We start from the raw sequence: 23,504 nt of genomic DNA, 5'->3' as shown, positions 1-23,504 counted from the left end.
AGCACTAATCAAATAAAGTAGTTTGAGAATTTTTTTCCTTCATTACAAAGGAGAAACACTTTTCCATGGTTTTAATGCCAATTCCCTTGAGTTTGATTAAATCCATCATCGACCGGATGGTAGTGTCCTCTAAGGCCTCCGTGATTAAGTTAATCTTATCCATTCGCAACTTAGTCTCAACCTTAATTTGGGCCTTGTCGAGCTGCTGCCAATTGGCCTTGAAATGCTCAAATAAATCATCGGGAATAGAGGGGTCAAATTCGTAGATTTCTACTTCAATATCACACATAGATAAATACCTCGTCATGACCTCCATGACCTCTTCCTTTTCCAACCCACCATTATGGGCACCCAATAACGGGAAAGCTATGGAGGTAATGCCCTGTTCGGCATAGGTATTCCGAAACTTCTCCAGGCCTTTTTCGAGATATTCTATTCTACTTGGAAATTTCCAGTGATTCTTGGTTGGGAAATTAAGTACCCAGGGTGCTCCTTCCTCTCCTCTGTAAATCCAGAGTTTACCGATGTCGATGTACTTATCCTTGCAATACTTTTTATAAATGTCAAACATCTCTGGGTACCTCAGCTTGTATACCAAGGCGATCCCTTTACCCATAACCCCCACACAATTTACGGTATTTACCAGGGTCTGCGCATTGGAATTGAAGATATTTCCTTTCTTAAAGTTAATGGACATTACAGTATTTGATTACCTCCCAGGGTTCTTTATTGGTTAACTCATCACTAAAACTGACAGAAAAACAGAGCTCGGATTTGAATTCGATCTCAATGTCTGGATAAAAAGTTATACGATTTCCTAATCTATTTGTAACAGTGCCTCCTCGTACTTTATAACGAGAATTGCTCAGATCAATTACAAAATTACCTTTTACTTTTCCATCTCCTAGGTAATCTGTATCAACTTGCAACTTATTTTCATTAATAGTATAGTATATCTCTCTATTCTGATTGTTGAAAATTTTATCCCTTCCATTAGCCACTCGTAACTTAGAGAGGATTTCATGATCATTTCTTAACAATTGTTTCAGTTGTTGTAAGTCTCCTTGCGTCTTTACAAGAATTTCGTAATTGGTTAGATTCGAAAAATTAAACTCATCGCGAACCAAAAATTCCTGCTGTGATTTATTTAAGTATGTTTTCCAATTATCATCTGAAGTATGTTCAATAGTGCTATAAACATCCTCAAAATCAAAGTGAAGTATCATTTTCTGAATTGTACCCATCTTGGCCCAATTGGTCTGCAAATTTCCATCGCTTATAAAACATTTATCTTTTATTTGACTCAATATTTCCTGAAGATCGAACTTGAAGAAAACTGGAATCGGGCATTTGGGCAAGTCCAAATCTTTAGCCTTTTCGAAACTATTAGTCTGAAAGTCTTTTCCTAAACATTCATTATAAAATTGAGTAGGAGTTTGGGGGCGAAAGTAAAAACGGGCATAATTATGGGCCTCATCCCTTCGTTTTACGACAGATCCTGCAGCATCACTAAAACCACCACCAGATGCCTTATTTCTACTTAAAATTTTTCGATTCTTAATAATTGCCAAGGCATTAGTAAGGTGCGTAAAATGATATACATTACCAGCCCAAGGACCACCCTGTTCCTTTAATTTTTCTACAAACCTAATTTCAATATTAGCCCTTAGGTACTCTTTGATAAACCTTGCCATTTCCGGGGGCACGGTGGGGTTGTTTTGTAGCCGGGAGAGGTGGAATTTAGCAATATGACGCTTCACAAAGGGCAGCTTTCCATCGAAGTCCATTTTTTCGGAAATCACTTCCCAGTTGACATATTGACTAAATCTTTCAATTTTATAAACATCATTAAGCACCTTAGGCGAAAGGAATCTCCAATCTAACAGGTTTTTAAATGCCTCAAGAATTTCAAAGGTCGGACTGAATTTATGGTGTCTCGACAATTCACCCCAATCGATAAAAGAGACATACCTTTTTAAGTTGTCCACATCATTAAAATCCAATTTCCAATTTTCTAGCAGCACTTCCCAATTCCAGTAAGAAGAATATTTTAAAAGATGATCGGCCTTTAAATTGGAGAAATCTAATTTAGGGTGTGAACTCAGGATCCCCCAACAATGTGAATTATCTTCGATTATGGCAGATAGCAACATCAGATTTTCATCATTCAAATCCAGATTAACATTCTTTAAAACAGCCTCCCAGGAAACCTCATCAGCATGATTCGTAGCAAATATTCTAAGTAGGTTTGTAGAGAGGTGAAGATTTCGGTTGACCGATAGTTGATGCCAATCCCAAGGTTTTGTTTCGAGGGCACAAACCGTCTCTGCGTTGATCCAGTTTTGAGAAGAAAAATACCCCCAATCTAAATCCCTATCATGCATTTCCAGAAGATCTGTATTATCAAATTCTAAATCGGGATGCTGGGATAAGGAAAACCAATTCCAAGGCTTATTTTTTAAGTCCCCCAGTAAAACCTTTTTATCCAATTTAACCGCAGGATTTCCTGATAGTTCATTCCAATTCCAAGACTTATTATCATATTTTTTAACAAACTCTAAGTCAAATTGGATGTCATCTCGTTGCGAGATCACATTAAAATCGATTTGATCGATATACTTACTAAATATCTTTGTATTATATTTTACTTTATTACCCTTTTTTGTGGTCAGAAAGTTTGATGCCGAAGAGGAAAGTATTTGCCAGTCCCAATGATCTTTAAATTTTTGGATAATGGTCTCATTCCAGGTGATATTAGAAACCTTGGACAAACCCTGAAAGTTCCAATACTGTTTAAATTCGATCAAATATCCCAGAACATACTCTATCCAATCATTAGTGCCATCAAATAGCTCGGTGTCTTTATAAAACAGTTTATTAATTACTTCATTTTCTGATAAAAGATCCCAATTGATATTATTCCTGTAGTGCGATAAGGTATTTTTATCCAGGGATATTCGATTTGTACTACTAATCAGATTCCAATCCCACCTGAAAATATCCTGCATCGCGATAGTCTTTCCAATATCTTCCCACAATAAATGTTTAGGGTAGTTTTCGGTAATGTATCTCCAGGCCTTATCGATAAATTCTTCGTTTTCCGATTGGGCAATAAGTGTTGCAATTTCCGGTAACTTATGAGCTTTGAGAAGATCTTCTTCAGTATAATAATTTTCGAGAATTACATTCCAGTACCACAAATGTGCAAACTCATACAAGGATTCCTCATTAAGGATATCTTTTATTAAGGCATTTTCCGTCACAACCTTCCAATCCCAATCAAAATCGCAATTTTCCAGCTGAAACTCTACATTTAATTTTGAGGTCAGAGGGGTTTTAACCCGTTCGTAAACACCCAATTCTAGAAGTACTTCATATATCTCCCACATCTGCTCATGCAAAAATGAAATCTTTGTATTAAACACTATTAGATCCCACTCAACGGCCTCATTTATCTCCTCAATCCATTCCTTTTGATGACACAATACATCTTCAATACTTATTGTAGAAGAAGCTGACTCAACCCAATGTTCCTTATAAATATCATCAAACCGCGATAGTGCCCAAGGCAAATGCCTTTTCCAATCCTTAGGAGACCATACCTGTATCACCTCATTAGGGTCAAGCTTGGCACCATAGGTCTCTAAAACCTGCTTTTCACTGACGAGATAAGCATTTTTTGAAATTCCTGAATAATTCCAATTTAAGGGTATGGTTCTAATCACCTCTACATCTTGCAAATGCTCTTCGAGAAATTGTATGGCTTCTGGATAATTCCATTTATCCTGGAAATAATCAATTATCTCGTAGTTCCATTCCTGATGTGTATTCATCTCGTAGCCGGGCACGGTGCTATCTCCCCAAAAAATCAAGTTTTTCCCATCCAGGAGCTTTAACTCCGCAAGGTTCATGTTGGACGGGTGTTGCCTATTTAATAAAGGATTATTATCCGCTTTAGGTATACGATTGATAAGCGCACCAAATTCGTCTCCTGATATGTGTAATTCCTCCGTAATAATTTGTTGTAGTACGAGTATCGATGGGAAATGTACTTTATGCTCTTCGGATAATGAAAATAAATCTTCCAGAGGCATATTTTGACCAATCTGTGTCCAATTCCATGGGCCATTTGGGTACAGAGCTAAGAATTCTGCAAGCCAGTTTGGCTTGTATCGTGTGATATATGCTGTGATATCTGGTAAATGGTCAAATTGTTCTGAGAGAAATTCCTTGTCCAACTGTCTGTAATACTGTGTGAAGGGGAAGTCTGACAAAGCTTTTAATTCCAGGTAGTAATCTTTAAATACTTCTACAGTGATACGCTCTGCTAAAACGGTTGCATCCCAATACAGTTCCGGTAAATGGGTTAAAATAAAATCCAGGGAAAGCCGTCCAGTAATAATTGGCCAATCGACTACATTGACACTTTCTTCTAATTGCTCATAGAGCACATCTTCGGGGGAATGTTGGGAAATTAGCTTAGATGAAACGCCAAGCTCCCCGAGCTTTCTTAATGTGGTTGCTTTCCAATCAAATTCCTCATCATAAGTTTCAAAGAAGACATCCCAATTGATGATCGATTCATATATCAAAAGCTCATCTAAACGATAGGCTTTATTGTTTTCTAAATAGGCTTTTAGGCCTAATTGCAATTTAACCTCCTTAGCTAATTCTTCATTGCCCTCATAATTAAACAAATCTGTAAGTGACGCTATAAAATGATCCTCAAAGTAGCATTTCAGGAGCTTTCCATCCATTTCAAAATTGATATCCACATCTTTTCTTAGTGCTCCATTCGATTCCTCGATAACATCGATAAAAATATTTTTCTGAAAATGGAAGCCCATATTGATAAGCCTATTAACATCATCATCATCGACGGCCTCCATGCGGGATGCTATAGGCCAGGGAGATTCAAATTCTTTTACTTCTTCTAACTGCAGCTCCAATCCGAGTTCTGCGAAGGAGACTATTATAGGTGGATCGGGTTGTTGCAACTCCATGAATCCGGGCACTCGAATGAGGCCATTATAAAAAAGGTGTTTTACCCCTTCCTGAACCGCTACCTCACCCCATTCGGATAGCAGAATACAATCCTCATCCCTACTAATTAAATGGACTTTTTGTAAAGCATCCAGGTAACTTTCAAAAATTCCCACTTCGGCATAGTCCTTTCTTACGCCTTCATCCAAATTCTCAGCTACAGCAAAACCTAAGATTTCCCCTAATTCTTTCCATTCCATTAGCCCACCCTGCTCATGAAGTAATCCAATAATTGCCTGTTCGTACTTGGTGAGCGCTTCAGTCTTCCGGTATTTCAACTTATAATTCTTAAGTCCTAATTTTACCAAGCCTTTATGGCATATCCTATCAACTATTTCCATTCCTCACCTTTTTTAGATCTCCCTTACTAAACGACCAAACCTCTCCCTGAGGATGTTTCAAGATGGTCTCATAAACATTTTTATAAATTTGTTTACTGCTGAAATGGTCTTTATTACCCACCACGATCAATAGTCTTTTTGCCCTGGACAAAGCTACATTGAGCCTATTGGGAGATTCTGCGAATCCCAGGCTGGTATTCTTTGCATAGCCCAAATCGGGGAACATTTCATAATCCGGTTCCTGACCCGGATGTTCTGCTAAACGATTACTACGGACCATCGAGACGATCACAATATTGCGTTCCATTCCCTGGAATCGATCTACTGGAGATACCCTAGCCTGAATATCCTGCGGCAAGTTTTTCTTTAGCAAATTAGCCTGAGCACCGTAAAAAGTAATAATTCCCAACTCCTTTTCTGCTTGTAAATGATCACCCCAATGGTCGACAAAATGCTTGTAACGCTCGTTTCCCTTTAATCTTTCAACAATCCATTTTATCGCTTCCACTTCTCCGGGATTAACACGACTGGTTCCTTGCTTTACTTCCGGAGTATTCACATCAAACCACATCACATGAGTATCTGCCTTATTGGTAATTCCATGGTAACGGCTTTGTATATTATCCAGGTTAGGATCGTCTACACAATTCATGTCCAGGCCACATTCGAGATCTTTTCCTCCTTCAAAATCGCCTTTGTAAAATTGTTTTATAGTCTCATTAATGGCCGGGTGCATACGGTATTGTGTATCGAAGGTTGTCTTGTAATTTTGATGAATTCCTTTGAACAAACGCTCAAAATGAGAAATCTCAAATGACCTGGAATTCCGTTTTATAAACCTCTGTAAGCGTTTAATTTTTTGACGCTGCTCCCCTTCCTGAGCTTTAGCTTTTAAATATTCCAGACTGTCAATAAACTCATTAGTGTCGATCATAGGTGGTAATTGGCGGTGATCACCAATCACGATTGCTTTTTTAGTAAACACAAAGGGTAACATAAGTTCCGGTGGTGAAGCTTTTGAAGCCTCATCTTGTATGGCCAAGTCAAATTCAACACTCAATCCATTCAAAGCCTTTATAGTATTCCAACTTCTATCAGACTTATAACTTTCTAATTTTTCTGCGTGGTAAACGTTGCAGTAATCCTGAAAAAAGCGGGTAAACCTTCCTTCTGAGTTAAGCTTTCCAATAGAACTACAGGTAGCTCCGACCACATTACAGTGCTTCAAATAGGCTTGGCTAAAAAATTCCCTAACCGTTTTATCTTTTTCTAAAAGGTGTTCCTTCCAAAGCTTTAAATAACCACTTTGAGCTTGCTCTTCACTTCGATCGCTAATTAATGTTACCCAATCGTCCACAATTAAAGTATCTTCATAAGCTGTAACATCTTTACCCCAGGCATTAATGGCTTCTAACGAAAATCGCCATCCTTCCCGGTCCAATTTATCTTCCGATCCAAAACGAATAGGTTTAATTAGCATATGTCTATCACTTCGAAGCTTATCCAAAGCATTATCCACCGCCAAATTAGTCTCTGAAGTCACTAATATTTTATATTTTTCTTGGTGGGCGCCCTGCAATCGAATGTGTTGCCAGATCAATTCGGCAATAGCGGTAGACTTCCCGGTACCCGGAGGTCCCTGGACCACAAAAAGATCCTCAGCCAATAGTGATTTGGCGATGGCCTCTTTCTGACTCTCATTGATAAAACTACTGAGTAAGTCGGCCTCCACCTCTCGGTACAAATTGCAATACTCCAAGGTCCTTTTAATTTCATCAACGTCATATTTCACCTCGGCTGAATCAATAAGTCCATCCTTAAGATTCGGATTTACTATAGATATTGAGGAATCGCTTTGAATAGCCTCAATAGCATCGTAAAGGCGTTTTATTTTATCTTTCTCTCCCTTTAGAGAGCCCGCAACGGTTAAAGTCTCCTCTAAAAGTATCTCCTCACTATCCACCTCTAATTCGATTTCGAGGTAGGGGTAATTTACATAGCGAATCATCCCAAAAGGAGCCTCAGACTCGTAATCTTTAACTAGCCCCCCCCTCAATTTCATGAACTTTCTTTCAGTGTATTCTTGAAAGGATTCTTCATCAAAGTGCAAGAAGTATTTTAAATATCCATTCCCGATCTCATTCCATTTGAGGCTACAATACTTCACATCAATTTTATCGTATTCATTTAGAATTTTTGCCTTAAGAATCTCTTGCTGGGCAGGATCAGCCAACATTCCAAAAACCTGTAATTGATTCTGGTCTTTATTTAGGACCGCTTTAATTTTAGAAGATTTTGACAATCGCCTTTCTAAGTCAACCAAAGGCGTACTTACTTCAAAGTACACCTTAAATTTATGGCCATTCTCATGCTGCTTTAGATTAATCCAGGAATACCTTTCAAGTGCTTCAATCTTTTTATCTAACTCTTCTGCCGATTGAAAGTCAAAAGAAAGCGTCTCTGAATTCAGACTTACCTGGTATGTTTCCGGCAGTGAAGCTTTAATATATTCAATATAGGAGTTGAACAACTGCTTCCCGGAGGTTCTAAATACTTGTTCATGGGTTACGGTGATATCCTCTTCCTTAAAAAATCGCCCTAGAACCCTTTTAAAATGTCTGATTTCGTCATTCAACTCCTCCTTTGCAATATCATTTTTAAATCTTCGGACAAATTTATTTCCTTGAGGGTCGGGTAATATCTGACTCTTATTATTGGAATTATCATTAGCATGGGGCTCTGACCTAAAAAACACCTTCTGGTGTTTTTTGGTCTTTAAGAAGTCATTGAAAGCATCTGGTTGTATTTCATAAGTGACTAAATGAATGGTGTTGTAATATGGGGTACTCTCCTTAATTACCTCGACAAAATCCTTGAAAAAATACTTGTTCTTGTAATAGATATCGTAAGAATCTACTTTCACAGCTCCCGGCTTTACTCCTGCATGTTTCCATATGAACTTCAGGGTATGTTCACACTGCCGCGCCATATATTCATCTTTCATTTCTAACTGAAAGACCGCCCCTATATCTGTAGCCCGGGTAACTTCAGGGTAGTCTTCAAGAACGCCGTCTATCTTTTCTATTTCTTCAATGGTGAGGTAAACCGGCTTATCGAGTTTTGCTCTCTCCTTAATTCCTACTTGATCGAATAATTCCTGTAAGTGATTATGGGTATAGTTTATGGTTGCTGAAAATCCGGGATTTAGCGAATAAGTAAAGTGATGTGCCCGTGCAAGGTTATCTAGGGTATCCTTGGCGTCATTAGTCCTGTTAAGCCTCCCAGATGTCGGGTAAAGCAGGTGATTTTCTTTGAAACGGACGTCCTCAAATGTTAAATCTTTGAAAACTCCCGTTAGCGCTTCATAAACAAGTCGTTTCTGATCTTCTTCCACAAACCTACAGTCTATGACCCCTTCTTCTTTAGTTTTTAACACCTTTATTCGAAAAGGGTTTTCGTACTGCTCGGTGAGAATGTTAAGGGCATCAATATACGATTGCCATACTTGGAATTCTTTCATGGGTTGGTGCTATCGGTAGGTTAGTCATATGTTAATCATTAGGTCAGCATCATTACTTTATCTCCCACTCCCGTAATTAGGAGATAGGAGGTGGCCCTTGAAAATGCTACATACGACAGAAGATATTCTGACTGAATAAAAGCCTTTTGCTCAGCTTCGGACCATGTAGAAAACTTATAGGGTTTATATGGAAAATGGTCTTTGCAAAAACCTGTAATGATCATGGTTTTGAACTCCATACCTTTTACTCCATGCATAGTTGAAACACCCACATGATTGTCCAAATCTGAGAGATTTTCCAAGTTTACCAACATCTTTACTGGAAGGCGGTTGTCGGACAAGTACTCATAGATCTCCATAGCTTCTTTTTTTGTTCGGGCGGTAATACATATTTCATGGAGGCCAATGCTTCCAAAACTTGCTTTAATATAATTCTTAATGTATTCTAACTCCTTTGATCTAGTATCACATGTTATATATTTCGGCTCTTCCCCAGAGAGTATACTGGTATCTCCCAGCGTTGTCGCCTTTTCTCCACTGAAATCGTCAACCTCTAGGCCGGCAATCATATTAGTTGCGAGGATTCGTATCTCTTCAGTTGTACGATAGTTAAACTTTAAACGCGTACTTCTTCCTCTAATACTTATACCCGATTTACTAAACGTAGTATTCTTCTGATATATATTCTGAAAAGGGTCACCTGCCAAAAAGAGATCATTGGGGCCTTCGTTTACCAAAACGCGTAATAGCCGTAATTCCAAGTTGCCGAAATCCTGCACTTCATCACAAACTATATGACTAAAGGGGCGATCTTCTGGCCATCTTTCCAGATGTCTGCAAAGCTGAAAGAAGACATCTGAACGGGTATAACGTTTAGAATATTTCTGATAAGCCTCATATTGCTGGAAAATTTTCCAAATTTTTCTTCTATCCTTATCATATAACTGAGCACCTCTCCCAACCCTTGGAACACCTAAATACTCTTCCTCTTTGGTGACATGATATTTTAATATCACTTCAGCATATTCTTTTTCCAGAAACCTTTGCTTCACTTTAATTTCCTGATTTCTTCTGAGGAAGAAAGACCAAGCATCCTTGCTATCGATGGGTTTAACCGATCTAGGAATTATTTCCAATTCCTTTGCAAGCTTAAATGCTAGTTTATCCAGATTATGGACTTCAAGTTTAGAAGCGGGAATGTTCTGCTCTGCAAAAAGCGCCTGGATATTCTTAATTAGGAATTTAGTGAAGGTGGTGAAGAGGATAGGTTTATCGCCTTCTTTTAATTGATCAGCTAAAAATTTCACTCTGTGCAAGGCTACCACGGTTTTCCCAGTACCTGCACTACCTGTAACCTTTTTGGAACCCGAAAAATTATTATAAGCCAAATAATGTTGCGTTGGGTGCAGATAAAAGCGAAACACATTAATATCCTTATTTAGGACTTCTATGAGTTTATCGTCTTCACTAATTACATGCAGCCCTGGTTGAACTTCGATAAGCTCTTCGGTTTTCTCTGGGAGCTGACTTGCCTTATATTCAATTTGCTTGATTAAAACTTTAACATCAATCTCTCCTTCTAGCAGAATTCCAAGGTTTTCAATGGCATCATCAGGAAGAACATCCCATAGCTTCATAAACTGTTCCTCACTTGTTATCTTCTGAACAGTTTCCACCCATTCTGAGGGCACCCCTATCGCTAAAAGTTGTTCGTGTGAGAAATTTTCAAAGATTCCAGCATACTCAACTTCCGGCTCCTGCACGATATTCTCATCTTCAAACTCTTCAATTTTACCGCTATAAATCTGAATTGCGCCTGTGTAAAGGTTTTTATCAATTCGCTTCCCCTTTGCCCAATCGTTGGTTTTATCATGCTGGCCTCCAGTATGTAAAAGAAAATATTGTCCCTCAAATTTTGCCATTATGATACGCCAGGCATCATTTGCACGAATGGAAAAAATATTATCTCCAGTAAATGACAACTTTTCAAAATTAGATGAGCTGGCCTGGGGATTTTCAATCCACTTATTGATAGCATTATCTACAAGTTCCTGCTCATTTTTTTTAAGTCCGCGGAATGTTTTTCTAAATCGATCTGTAGAAACTACTTTAAAATCCATGTATTAGTTATTATTAAAGGTTTGATTCGTCTCTACATCACCTATTATCGTCAAACTACTCCCTTTGGTAGCAGGATTTGCAAGCCACTCATCTATGGCCTTATCGATATCTTTTTGCTCAGACTTTGTACAATTACGATACGTTTTTCGGTAAGTATTGGTTAGTGCTACGTTGAATTTCACAGGATTCTGGTGGGTTTGGAGGTTAGCCAAAGTGGTTCTTATAAATTCAAAGTTGATTGGGCCTTATCCGTCTTCATTTTCTTATTATTAGATTTTTTCGAACTTATTTTTCGGTCACTGAAAATGGTACCCTCAGGTACAGGCTTCCCTTTCTGATGGTAGTACGCCTCGACATCTTTCTTTTTATGTAGGCCCTGAGCCACCTCCTCTTCGAATCGTTCATGATTCAGTAATAAGAGACGCTTTAGAACTTCCTTCCGGGCCTCCGGGTGAATGGTATAACGAACCCGATCATTTTCTGGTAGATAATCAACTTCGTAGAAATCATGGCGAAGTTGAATGGCTTTACCCCATTTTTCTGAATCTTCATGCCAGCCATACGAAACCAAAACAGCTTCATCCATTTCTTTGTGGAGCTCACGAAGTTTAAAAATGAGTGTAACTGCTTCTTTAAATGAAATTTCACCTTCTTTTTTAACCTTTATATTGTTGTATAGATTCAAGGTTTCTTTGCCGTATTTTTTTTCAAAGGTTTTAGCTTCTAACGGTTCTAGATCGTTGGTTAAATCTCTATTATGAAATTGATTATAAGTTTTAGTTAGACCTAATTTTAATAGAGTTAATACTTCTTGACGATTATTATAGTAAAGCTCCCCAATGTTTTCAAGGTGATTTAATCGACTTTTTTCTGGAAGAGGAAATGTTTCAAATACAGCTGTTGGATTTAGTCTTAATGTACTAGATCCCATCGTAGTAGTGTTTTTCCAAGCCCATTCTGACAAAAAGGTTGAATTTAAAACTGCGAAATACCTAGGGTTTTCGTATGAGAAAACGGTTAAATCTTGTGAAAAAACTTTGTTATTCTCTGAAAAAATAAAACTTGGATATTTAGTGGTTTTAGCAACCACCATCACAATATTATTACTTTCTATTGTCTCATATAATTTCGCCCCCCTCTCAGCATAAATCCACCATTTTTCACGATAAATTTTTCTTTTAACTAATGATCGTTGAGGCTTCACCAATTCTTGAACTATCTTAAAAGGTTCTTGATACTTAGATGCTTTCATCTCGTCCCAATCATGAAAGTTTATTATCCATCTTGAATGATTTTGAGCAATATTATTATTCAAGTCTCTGCCATTCAAATAGGGAAAAACGACCTGTGAGTTTTTATCGTCTGAATTCAACAGATTTAATGCTTTATGCACTTCAAGGACGAAACCATCTCCATTCACAACTGATCCGACAAAACTCTTATTAGAATTTGAAATTAATGCCTTTGGATCACCTAAAACCTTTTGATCATCGAGATATGAATTAATTAAGTTTGTTCTTCTGTTATTTAGAAAAATTAAATCGCTCCAAACACCTTTATAGACCGTTATTAATGAAACATCGACAGCAGCTAAACCTGGCCATTTCATTGACTTAACAGCAAAGTTTATTGTACCCCCATTCTTTAATATTTCAACCAAGCCTCCTTTTCTTGTATCACCTTGTGATATAGTGTTTGTAGAAATTAAGGCAAGGAATCCAGATGCCTTTTGAATAATAAAAATTCTTCTAAAGAAGTATGCAACCAAATCAAGACCACCTATAGCGGGATCAAAATATACTTTTATATAATTTAGAAAACCATCTCCAAAATGACCACTAATTCTCTTCCCTCCCAAAAATGGAGGATTTCCCAAAATACAATCAAAACCACCTCTCCCAAACACTTCAGGAAACTCTAAAAACCAATGGAAGAACTTCTTTTCTTCCGCTTTAGCCAAACTCGCTCCTCGGTCTAAGATTTGTGCACCACCATTAAGGTAAGTGCGGTATTGTTTGTCCGTAGTAAGGCTTTTTTTATTCTCAATTGTTTTGGGAATAAAGAACTGAGCGATTTGTAGGTCGGCCAGGTTTTTTAATCGCCACCACTTAGCCCCATTGGTTAGTTTTTGATAAGCAGTTGCCTTGGCCGCAATTTCTTCCGGTGTGCTTTCAGGCAATGCGGTAAAGTCTGCAAACTCTTTTCTCAAACTCTTTAGGCTATCATCAACTTTGGAGAGGTCATAGGTGCCGAGCTGGGCTTTTGTTTTTCGTTCAGCTGCGTTCTTCTTTCTTAAGGTAGCAACCACATCTTTGTCATCCCCGGGTAAGGTTTTAAAGGCTTCGGTTGCTATACCATTTTCCAGCTCTTCAAAATGGGCCAAGCCCACAATAGCATTTCCGTTTTTAATGTGGTGATCTAAGAAGTTCAACGGTTCATTAGGATTATGTGCTTCCAGCCATAAAGCTACTTTACACAACTCTACAGCCAAAGGGTTTAAGTCGACCCCGTAAATACAGTTGCGTATAACATCGCGAATAGCGACCCGATAAAATGTCGGCGAAGGTTGCTCGGCATTTTCCCGCAAACTGGCTAACTCCGTGGCTATTCTTCGGGCAGCAGCTAATAGAATATGCCCAGAACCACAGGCCACGTCACATACGGTTATGGAGAGCAGCGCTTCTTCCGGATTCGGCTCCTTAAGTTTATAAGCAATTATATAATCCAAGGAATGTTTAATAAGTGGCTTCACTAACTCTTCAGGTGTGTAATGGGACCCGGAGGAGGACCGCCCGGTTCCTTCGACAAAGCTAAATTGCCATTTGGCACCAAGCTTTTCCACTTTAGGATCATACTCTAACAAGCCTTCATATACAGAACCAAACTCCTCTACGTCCAGGTCAGAGTAATTTACCCGTACCAATTGGCCTTGCTTGTTAATGAACGTGGTGAGTCGTTTTACGACTTCAAGCAGATCAGAATTTTTCAGCTGGCACTGCATTAAACCACCTAATGCATTAGGGGCGAAAAGACCACTTCCTAAAGGCTTTATTCCTAGTTTCTCACCATAGAATCCATTCTCGAAAAGCAGGAAGGTGGTTTTAAGACTTTCCCAAATGTCTACTTTATCACCATCTACATATACCCGAGACTCCGTAAGTCTTCGCAATCGTTCAACACTGTAATACTTGTAGTAGATATTCCGTTTGCGCTGGCCTTCTTCATCCAGTTCTTCGGGGTAAATCAACTGGCGTTCTTCCAGTACAATTAAAAACAGTACGCGATAAATTAAGCGCAGCTGATACATATAGTAATCATCTGCTTTCAAACTATCGTTCTCAAACTGCTGTGATAAATCTTCATTGGATCGATTTAGTAAAAATCCGTTGGCTAAGGTTTTAATAGAAACTTCTACTGCTTCACTCAGCTTCTCACGAATCCGCGTACCGGAAGCCATGCTTTCCTGATGGTAGTATTCGATAACAGAGTCAGGGCCTTCATCCATCTGTTCCGGCATGCGGCTAATGTGAAGAACTCTGTAGAGAATAGAGAAGTCAGCATAAAGTTCCTCCTCGAACATTCGTTCCAAATCAAATTCCAAGTAACTCATTCGTACCAAGCGGGTGGCATCTCGCAATAATCTGAGGTGCCTACCATTAGTAACCAGGGCAAAAAGATGCTCGGTGCTATTCAAATATTCTTGGACTAGGGCATGAGGTGATAGCCGAGGACCCCCAGTCTCTCTGCGCTTATCCAGACTATCACGGTAGCCCATGATGTGCACTGGGAAATTATCACGGTTAGAGGCCCCGTGGCTAATTGCATAAGACTTTCCATTAACCTGTTGGGCTCTTAGAATACTCACTTGATAACCTATTTCGGTCAGCAAGGGTAAAATCCATTTTTCACGTGTTAATGAGGTTCCCGTATCGCCTTTGGGCAATGTTTCCAATCGCTTTTTGTATGCCTGCCAATGGGTTCGTAGAATAGACCATGCCAGTCCGATTTCATCTCGCAATGAAGCAGATCGTGAGAGCCCGAAAGATTCGGGAGATTGGTGTTTAAATTTTTCTTCCGATCGGATTTTATCCAAAATTTCCGATGAAATTATATTCCCCTGAATATTGATACTTGCGTAATTCATCTTAAAGAGCTTTTGGTTTGGGCATCAGCACATAAATTCCCATAATGTCTGGGGGCAGGACCGGATGCACTGCTTCAAATCTTCTTCCCCCTACTAATTCTTTAAATCGTCCATGTGATTCAACCAGGTGATTAGCCCTGGCCTCCGCTAATTTTTGGACCTCTTGACTCAAACCGCTGTAGGTATCCTCCACTTCTTCGAAAATGGAAGTTTGACGCGGATAAGGGATATTAACTAAACTACGCGCCCTTAGTAACAAATCCTTACACTGCTTATAATCCAATATTTCCCTGCTCTCAATAGTCCCTGTGAAGCCCCATAAATACATTTCCTCTGCGATTAGTTCTCGTTTACGGCCAACTTCTTTAATGACATTACGCACTCGGAACTGAACGATAGTAGTACGCTTATTCACTGCATCAGTTTGGATTACGGCTGACCTGGCAACCGTACTATGTCCTGCTTTAGGCTCTAAAGCTTGAGACATCATAAGTTGTGCAAGTTGTTCTACAAACTTGTGGTTTCTGCCTATGTAGACCCTCCCCCGAGGTGTAGGAGATACAAAGCTAAGAGGTAGTATAGGTAAATCTGGGAGGGTGCGTTTGAGATGTTCGGGTAAGTTCGTAGTATCTAGATTGAATCCATGTAGATCTTGTGTAATAATACCCCCTAGAGCCTGTGCTGCTTGAATCACAAATGATTCAACCGTACGATCATCCCCAATAACCTCATCAACCTCCTTTAACTCCTTCTCAATGGTTTTAGGGTCAATGCTTTCATGGGCAAATATGCTTCTTAATTTTTCCGCCTTTTCTTTGGCCTGCTCTAATTGATTTGTAATGATAGTATTCGCTGAGGAAAATTCATCACCGAAATCCAATGTTTTCTGAGCGGCTACCTTTTTGGGTTCCAGGAGGACTTCTTTGAGTACGGAATCCATAATGGAATTATTCTCATCTCCGATCACGATGGAGACACCTGTCGCCTTTTGGATATCTCGAACTTTCTTAATAAGTACGTTTAATACCACCTTATCAATCGGGTTATCCTCACCCCATAAAAGGTAGGCATACACTTTATCTGCCACTTGACCATAGCGATCTACGCGACCTTCCCGCTGCTCCAATCGGTTAGGGTTCCATGGTAAGTCGTAATGTAGTACCGCAGTAAAATGTTCCTGAAGGTTGATTCCTTCGGAAAGGCAATCCGTGGCTACCAGCACACGCCTTTCGCTTTTACCCATGGCATCTACCATTTCTTTTCGCTGCTCATCTGCGAACTCTGAAGTGATTACTTGAACATCTACGTCCCGTGGAAGAACATCTTTAAAATGGGTTCCAAGGTATTGGGCAGAGGCAATATAACGGCAAAATACAATGGGATACACTCCTGCTTTCACCCATTCCTCTACCTGTTTCACGGCAATCTGGGCTTTTTTATCCCGCTTTAGCGTGGTTAAATTTTCCAGAGCTTGTATCAAACGGTCTATTCTAGAAATTTGTTGGGCATCAAAATCTAGCTGTTCCATTAAAGCCGTCTCGGTTACATCTGTATCATTTTCTTCCGATACCAGAAGTGGGTTTTCTTCCTGATCCCTTTCTATAACTAAACGTTTCTCTCGCCGTGCTTTAAGCATTTCTAGACCGGCTTGAGGAGTGGACATTACACCTCTTAGCAATGCCAATGCCGCCCAATAATGAGTACGTCCTTTTTGCCCCTCTGAATGCTGTGTTATTCCTTGAGCAAAATCTAGAATTTCATTGTAAAAATCCTGATAATCCGAACTAAGCGAATAACCAATTTCCTTCGTTTCTCGTTCAGGAAAAGGCGTATCTTGATTAAGCCAACGGGTGATATTGGCTCGTTTACGTTGGACGAAGTATCGTGCGAGCTCTTTACGTTGTTGTGGAGTTATATTTTCAAAATCGAGCTGGCCAAACTTCTTATTCAGTAGACTTAGCAAGGAGCGAAATTCCTCGTCCTTACCACTATGAGGGGTAGCCGTTAAAAGAAGTAAATGTCTTTTATCATGAATAGCAATATCATGCAAGAGACTATGCCTTAACTGCTGATTTTTCGACTTTGCTCCAGCAGGCATGGTACAGGTGTGTGCTTCATCAACGATGATAAATTCTGGACAGTCTGTGAGGAAAATACCCTTTTTAGAGGACTGTTTTACATAGTCAATAGAAATAACTTGATAAGGATAATGATGAAAAACACTTTGATCGTCCGGAATCTTTCGTTCGAGGCCGGCAATGGTAGAAGAGCGGATGATTTCAGCTTCAAGATCCAACTTATCTTTTAATTCTGACTTCCATTGTTCACACAAATGAGGCAAACATATGACAGCAAATCGCTCAACTTCCCCGCGCTCCATGGCCTCTTTCAAAATCATGAGAGCTTCAACGGTTTTACCAATCCCTACATCATCCGCAATAAGCAGTCGGGTAACTTCCTGCTTTAAAGACATCACTAAGGGTATTACTTGGTAAGATCTAGGGCGAAATGATAATTTTCCCATACAGCGAAAAGGGCCGGCTGCATTTCTAAATGACAAGCGCGAGGCATGAAATAACATTTTGGCCGAATGAAAATCGCCCAGATCATTAACCCTCGGATAATCTATTTCCGTATCTGTTATTTCCTGTCCAGGTATACTAAGAGGAAGAAAGACGCCAGTAATTTCATGATCAGACCCGCCAAGCGGTTTAATATTTAACACTTCATTATCGTCCGACGGCATGACAATCCAATCACGACCTCGGTAGTTTACCAGTGTTCCTGGTTTATGTTCTTTAATCATTCTCAAGCACTTTTCTAAATATGTCCTTCCTACTTTCCACTAAATCATCCAAACTCTGATCATATCGCCAGACAATTGCATCATAGCCGTTATCCCGTAAAAGATTTCGTTTTTTATCGTCCTCAATCTTTTGTTCTTCAGCATCATGAACTGATCCATCCACAAACACAAAAGTTTGGATCTCCGTATTGGGATCCTCGTACACAAAATCTGCAGAGATATAATAACCCTTCAGGTTGTATTGGGCCTTATCCGGCAATGCAAGCCCTTTATTGTAGAGGTATCGTAGAAACTTAAGCTCTGTAGAGGAATTCTTATCGTAAGTTTCCAACAGATATTGATAATGTTGATGATAGCTACTTTGTTCGTTTTCCTGCACCTCTATGCTTGCATCAATTAGCATTTCCAAGGGCCTTTTTATTAATGTTCTATCGATGATATCATGATGCCTTTGGTTGTAGTACGAGAGTAAATCATCATATGATGCTATTAAGCCATCTGGATGCGTGTCTTGTCTCGTAGTTAAATCATAATGGCAGATTTCATAGGCGGTCTTAAAAACTTCTTTGAGTTTTGTGGGATTCCGGATCAACTCAGCTAATACTCCTAAACTACTTTCTGCCGCTTCATAGAGAAGAATATTGGCAAATTCCCCTTCGCCCATATTCCACGCCCCTAATTCACTTTCTTCAATTTGAAATTTCTTTTCAATTGCTCTCTTAATCGCGTAGGTTAAAGTGATCACACCTTCTTCTTGTAAACCCAGGGTTTTAACCGGTTGGATATATAAAACATCTGAAACATCAGTGGTGAATACATGGACTTTATGGATAGGGTCCTTCTCATGATCTTTTTCTTCTTCAGAAGGGCTTTTCCAGAAACCTGTATTAAGACCGATATTGAAACCATTTTCATCCCCAGGCCTAGATCTTCTCCATTTACGATTCATTTGAAGCAATCTGGCTGACGGTCCATATCGTAATTCTAGTAATGTATCTTCACCGTAAGAAATTTTTGATTTCTGAGTATTTCTTACCCCTTCTGCGAAGGAAAAATACTGTTCAATATCGTAACCTGAAGAGGTGCGCTCCTCCTCTTGGGAGGAAATGCGCTCCTTGAGCTTGGTTTGGCTTTCCGCTAACTCTATAAGATTTGATTTAATCTCCAAGAGCTTGTCTGAATTTAATTCCACATTCGTGATGGGATCATTATTTATACCTTGTCCTTCCTCATTTAAAAATATATAGCCAGTAGATTTACTAATTTTGAGCTTATGAAATAAGTGATCCGAATCGCTAAGCATCATGCGATTCACTAGGTATTTATTCCCCATATGGTAAATAAGGTTATTAGGACCAAATTCTTTTAAGGCTACAAATCTCGGACGCGAAATAAACTCTCCTTTATCTCTATTACCGATAAAAGTTCTTATGGGAAGGCGAGTAAAATTGTAACCCGGCAAGAATGCTTCTGCAGCGAGATACCGGAAAATATAAAATTCAGATTGTGTAGCTGAATGGTTGTGGTCATTTAATAATAATTCTCGCTGACGTTGTGCCATGAAATGATCGCGGTTGGCATTCTTTTTTTCAGGCGCACCAGATTTTATTGTGGGATCATCCATGACCGATCTTGCCTTATCAATCAATCGATTAGCATTACGGTACAGTTGTCGCCATCTATCAAAAGCTTTATCCAATTTCTCTAGAAATTGATTGGCTTGTAGAACCAGCTTCTTTTCGGAAAACCAACTACTTTCTAATAACTCGGGATATATATTTTTTAATGCTATTTTATACTGATCAACCCAATTCTTTTCATATGAAGCAATTTGCTCTTTGATATACTCCTTAAGTTCAGTCTTAATAGGCAATTCTTCAGATTGTTCCATATCGAGAATTTCTGCAGCCGAAGTAGATACCTGATTCAATCCTAATTGCATAAAAATATGCGCATTAAAATGGCTTTCAATCAGTTCTCGATTAGTTAGGTCGAGGCGCGGAGGAGCCACCACACCAGCTACCATTTCTGTAGCATTCGCAAAATAATTACGGTCGTGAGGGGAGCTGTTAGAACAATAGGTAATTATTAAAGCAGTTTGGCCACTTCTTCCCGCTCGTCCGCTACGCTGGGCGTAATTCGCAGGCCCAGGGGGTACATTTCTCATATGTACTACGTTCATATGTGAAATATCTATACCCAGTTCCATTGTAGGGGAGCAAAAAAGCGCAGAAATCGCTCCTTCTCTAAAAGCTTTTTCCCGTTCCTGTCGCACCGCGGAAGATAATTGGCCTGTATGCTCTGCCCCCTTTATACTTTTCCGAAATTTAGCATAATTGACTTTATAATAATTCCGGAAGAAGTCATTAACCTTTAGCTCAACAGTATTGAGAGCATTTACCCGGACTTTGTCGATTTCAATCGTGTCGGCATCATCCAATTTCCAGATCACTTGATCCAACCGTAATCGATACCCAATAACCGACCCTTTACTTCCAGAAACTTCCTCTCCATGCAGGATTTGAGCGGATTTCATTATCTCATAGATTTGAACGAGATAATCAGTCAACTCCTCTCCCTTGAAGGGTATCTCACCTTCATGTTTCCAAAATAGTCCTTTAAAATATTTTCCAATCGCGCTAAGATGTCCACATCCAGCTACAGATACCCCATAAGGAGGCCTACCCACTCCTCTTGGCAATAACACTACTGGAGCTTCAATCCGTTCTCCTTCATCCAAACACCAATTGCTATCGGTACGAAGTCTATCTTTAATTTCGTTGGCAATTTCTGCTCTTCGACTTACTTCCAATTTTCGATGATCTAAAGCATAAGAAGTCCGGAAATAGCTAGAAATTTGGTGCAGTATCTCAAACCTTTCTTCATGGGAAAGGTCCTTCATAAGTGGTATCGACCCCCACTCTTCATCATCCTCAGCAAGTTGTTCTAAATTATAATAATGAACTTTTAATAAGCCCGCCTGCTCTAAATTGGGAGTGTTGTAGCGCCAACCCCTACGCAAATCATAAATAATTCTTGTAAACAGGTACTCTTCGAGCATTTCCGTATTCTTTCTATCAGGATATTTAGGATTGTCGGAGGGTCTCCTCGCGTAATCACTTTCCTTTAAGGCTAACTTTTCACGAGTCTTAGCAGCTATATTGCTTGCATTAAGACCATCTTGATTATCTTGAAGCGCATAGTAAATGGCAGACCTTAATTGAATGGTAGAAATAAAATCATTGAAATGGCCGGACTGCAAAGAAGCATCCTGCCTATTATCGGTGAAACTGAGGAGCTTTTGTAACTCAGGACTGATTCCTTGTTCTGATAATGCTTTAATGGTACTTAAGGAAAGAATTGTTGTAGCCGTGCTTCGCCCTTCGTTCCCTAAGCGCATCAATTTTGTAAATTCATTAACCTGGGCATTAAAAATCACGCCTGAGGTAGGATCCAAAAGAAGATGACATGGGATAAACCATGCCGCTTGCTTCTCTGGCTCTTCTATCTCGGAATAAGAACCAAATTTATCTACCCAAATTCTCTGAGGAATTTTGGTCTCATAATAATTATCCAGCTCATCGGAATTATTTCTTTTTCTCCATGTATCAGGTAGATCTTCAATATTGGTATCCGACCAAATTGGCTCATCATGATCGAATACTACATACCCATCTGGAAAATCATCCCAGCCTAACACCCTTTTAGATGTGCCAAGCTTCTTATTCCCTTTTAGTGAAGATTTGGTAATCTTCTCAGGTAAATCCTTTGTATCTCGAGGGACTATTATACCATTTTCGAGGTCTTTTCTAACACATATATATTCATGCCCAGAGTATCTACTAAATAACACCGGAAAGACATGAATTTGTCGCCCTGATTCCTTATCCCTTGTATAAAGCGCAGTCTCAAGAGTTATCTGTCTTTCACCGGGCGTTTCGAGTGTAACAGAGACATTTCCAGTTTGCGCTACGAATTGATGGAATTTAAAGGGTAAATAACTCTGCCGTTTTTGTTTTCTCGCTGCAGATTCATTTAAACTTTCGGCCCATTCTAATAATTCTACTAGTCTATCCTTACAAGTTTTTAGGTCTATGTGGGTATGCTCAGCAAGATTTTCCGAAATCTCAGTTAACGTACAAGGCTTAGCACGTTGCAATACGCCGTCTTCTAATTCTACTAGTGCAATGTCATTTTCTAGCCAAATAGCTAAGGGATGACGAATAAATTCCTCTGCAGGGCTATTATCATTAATTGGAATAGATAGACTCTTCTTTAGAGCCTCTAAATCAACCTTCTTACTTACGGTGGTATTTTCCAAATACTCTCCAATGACTTGTGAAGGCAAAAATTCTTTATCAAAAATTTGAGTCCCAACCTGTGCTACCGTTTGCTTTTGCTCTAGCAAACTTCCTCCACTAGCCATAGTCGCAGAGGTCCCAATACAGATTAGATCATTTTCACATCCTGACTGTATTCTTCTATTTAATAATGAGACATCTGCCCCTTGTCTACCCCGATAAGTATGTAATTCATCAAAAATTAAATACTTCAAGTTACTACTAATGGATTCCCTCATTTTGCTTTCTGATGCTCGCGTCATGAGGAGTTCCAACATCATATAGTTGGTTAGCAAAATATCCGGGGGGTTATTTCGTATTTCGTCTCTCTCTAGAGCTGAATCTTGCCCGGTATATGTTTTGAATGAAATTGGGAAATCACTTCCTGTGGCAATTTTATAGTTATCAGCATACTTCTTAATTTCCTCCTCTTGAGAATTAATCAAAGCATTCATCGGATAAACCAAAATGGCCTTTATACCCTTCTCGTACTGGTTTTTCAGAAGATCACTAAATATTGTTGCAAGGTAGGTTAAGGATTTACCTGAACCGGTTCCGGAGGTAACTATGAAACTTTTTTCCTCAGCCCCTAATTCTATAGCTTCAACCTGATGTCTGTATAAATCATATCCAGTAAATACATCTTTAAGAGCCTTAGCTACAGTTCCCTTATTTGCTAAATTATCAATGGATTTTCCCTTCTCAAAAGTAGGATTGAATTGTATTAAAGGTTCCGGCCATAATTTCCCTTTTTCCAATTCAGAATTCACTACATCACTGATTATCTGATCTTTAATAAAAAGAAAACTTTCTATATAGGATTTGTAATCTGAAATGATCTTATCGTGTAGGTTGAATATGTTCATGATGGGAAATATGGTTATTAAATATACATAACGGTAATCAGCATACCTATTTTATGACACCGGTTTGTTTCCTTGTCCAGGAACAAGAAGCTGTTCTCAACTAATTCATTATTAAATTGTTAATAGAAAGAAATTATATAATATAATTCAGATTAAAGCAACATGATAGGTCATTTAAATATTACAGCAGAAATGGATAAAAAACAATAAGGATGAGTGAAAATTTGATATTAAGAACATATATTCAAAATGAATTTTGGTTGGGATATTGACAATATTTCAATATTAGTGGTCAATATAAAAAATAATCTATTAATGAGGGA

General features: G+C 39.0%; 7 protein-coding genes. All 7 read right to left on the bottom strand.

Annotated elements, in window-relative coordinates:
- Positions 1 to 4: 4 nt before the first annotated feature.
- The 7 genes from CLV82_RS06025 to CLV82_RS05995 all read right to left on the bottom strand — a co-directional run bounded on the left by CLV82_RS06025 (position 5) and on the right by CLV82_RS05995 (position 23,181).
- Positions 5 to 697, bottom strand: coding sequence for a macro domain-containing protein (locus tag CLV82_RS06025; protein WP_133643375.1), 693 nt, complete (start codon positions 695 to 697; stop codon positions 5 to 7).
- Positions 687 to 5,384, bottom strand: coding sequence for a DarT ssDNA thymidine ADP-ribosyltransferase family protein (locus CLV82_RS06020; protein WP_133643374.1), 4,698 nt, complete (start codon positions 5,382 to 5,384; stop codon positions 687 to 689). The genes CLV82_RS06025 and CLV82_RS06020 overlap by 11 nt, the downstream gene beginning before the upstream one ends.
- Positions 5,371 to 8,904, bottom strand: a complete 3,534-nt coding sequence (locus CLV82_RS06015; protein ID WP_133643373.1) for a DEAD/DEAH box helicase — start codon at positions 8,902 to 8,904, stop codon at positions 5,371 to 5,373. The genes CLV82_RS06020 and CLV82_RS06015 overlap by 14 nt, the downstream gene beginning before the upstream one ends.
- A 38-nt stretch (positions 8,905 to 8,942) precedes the next feature.
- Positions 8,943 to 11,024 carry a 3'-5' exonuclease gene (locus tag CLV82_RS06010; RefSeq protein WP_133643372.1) on the bottom strand — a complete coding sequence of 694 codons (2,082 nt, stop codon included), beginning with the start codon at positions 11,022 to 11,024 and terminating at the stop codon, positions 8,943 to 8,945.
- A gap of 221 nt (positions 11,025 to 11,245) precedes the next feature.
- Positions 11,246 to 15,169: an Eco57I restriction-modification methylase domain-containing protein gene (locus CLV82_RS06005; protein ID WP_166636670.1), complete on the bottom strand. Its 3,924-nt coding sequence runs from the start codon at positions 15,167 to 15,169 to the stop codon at positions 11,246 to 11,248.
- Between the two features lies 1 nt (position 15,170).
- Complete coding sequence (locus CLV82_RS06000) at positions 15,171 to 17,975, bottom strand: helicase-related protein (protein WP_133643371.1); 2,805 nt, start codon at positions 17,973 to 17,975, stop codon at positions 15,171 to 15,173.
- Positions 17,968 to 23,181, bottom strand: a complete 5,214-nt coding sequence (locus tag CLV82_RS05995) for a DEAD/DEAH box helicase (protein WP_133643370.1) — start codon at positions 23,179 to 23,181, stop codon at positions 17,968 to 17,970. Before CLV82_RS05995 ends, CLV82_RS06000 begins: the two co-directional genes overlap by 8 nt.
- Positions 23,182 to 23,504 lie beyond the last annotated feature (323 nt).

The organism is Zeaxanthinibacter enoshimensis (genome assembly GCF_004362865.1).
GTDB classification, from domain to species: Bacteria; Bacteroidota; Bacteroidia; order Flavobacteriales; family Flavobacteriaceae; genus Zeaxanthinibacter; species Zeaxanthinibacter enoshimensis.
Note: the sequence above shows the minus strand (reverse complement) of the source record. Positions and strands in the feature narration are given on the sequence as shown.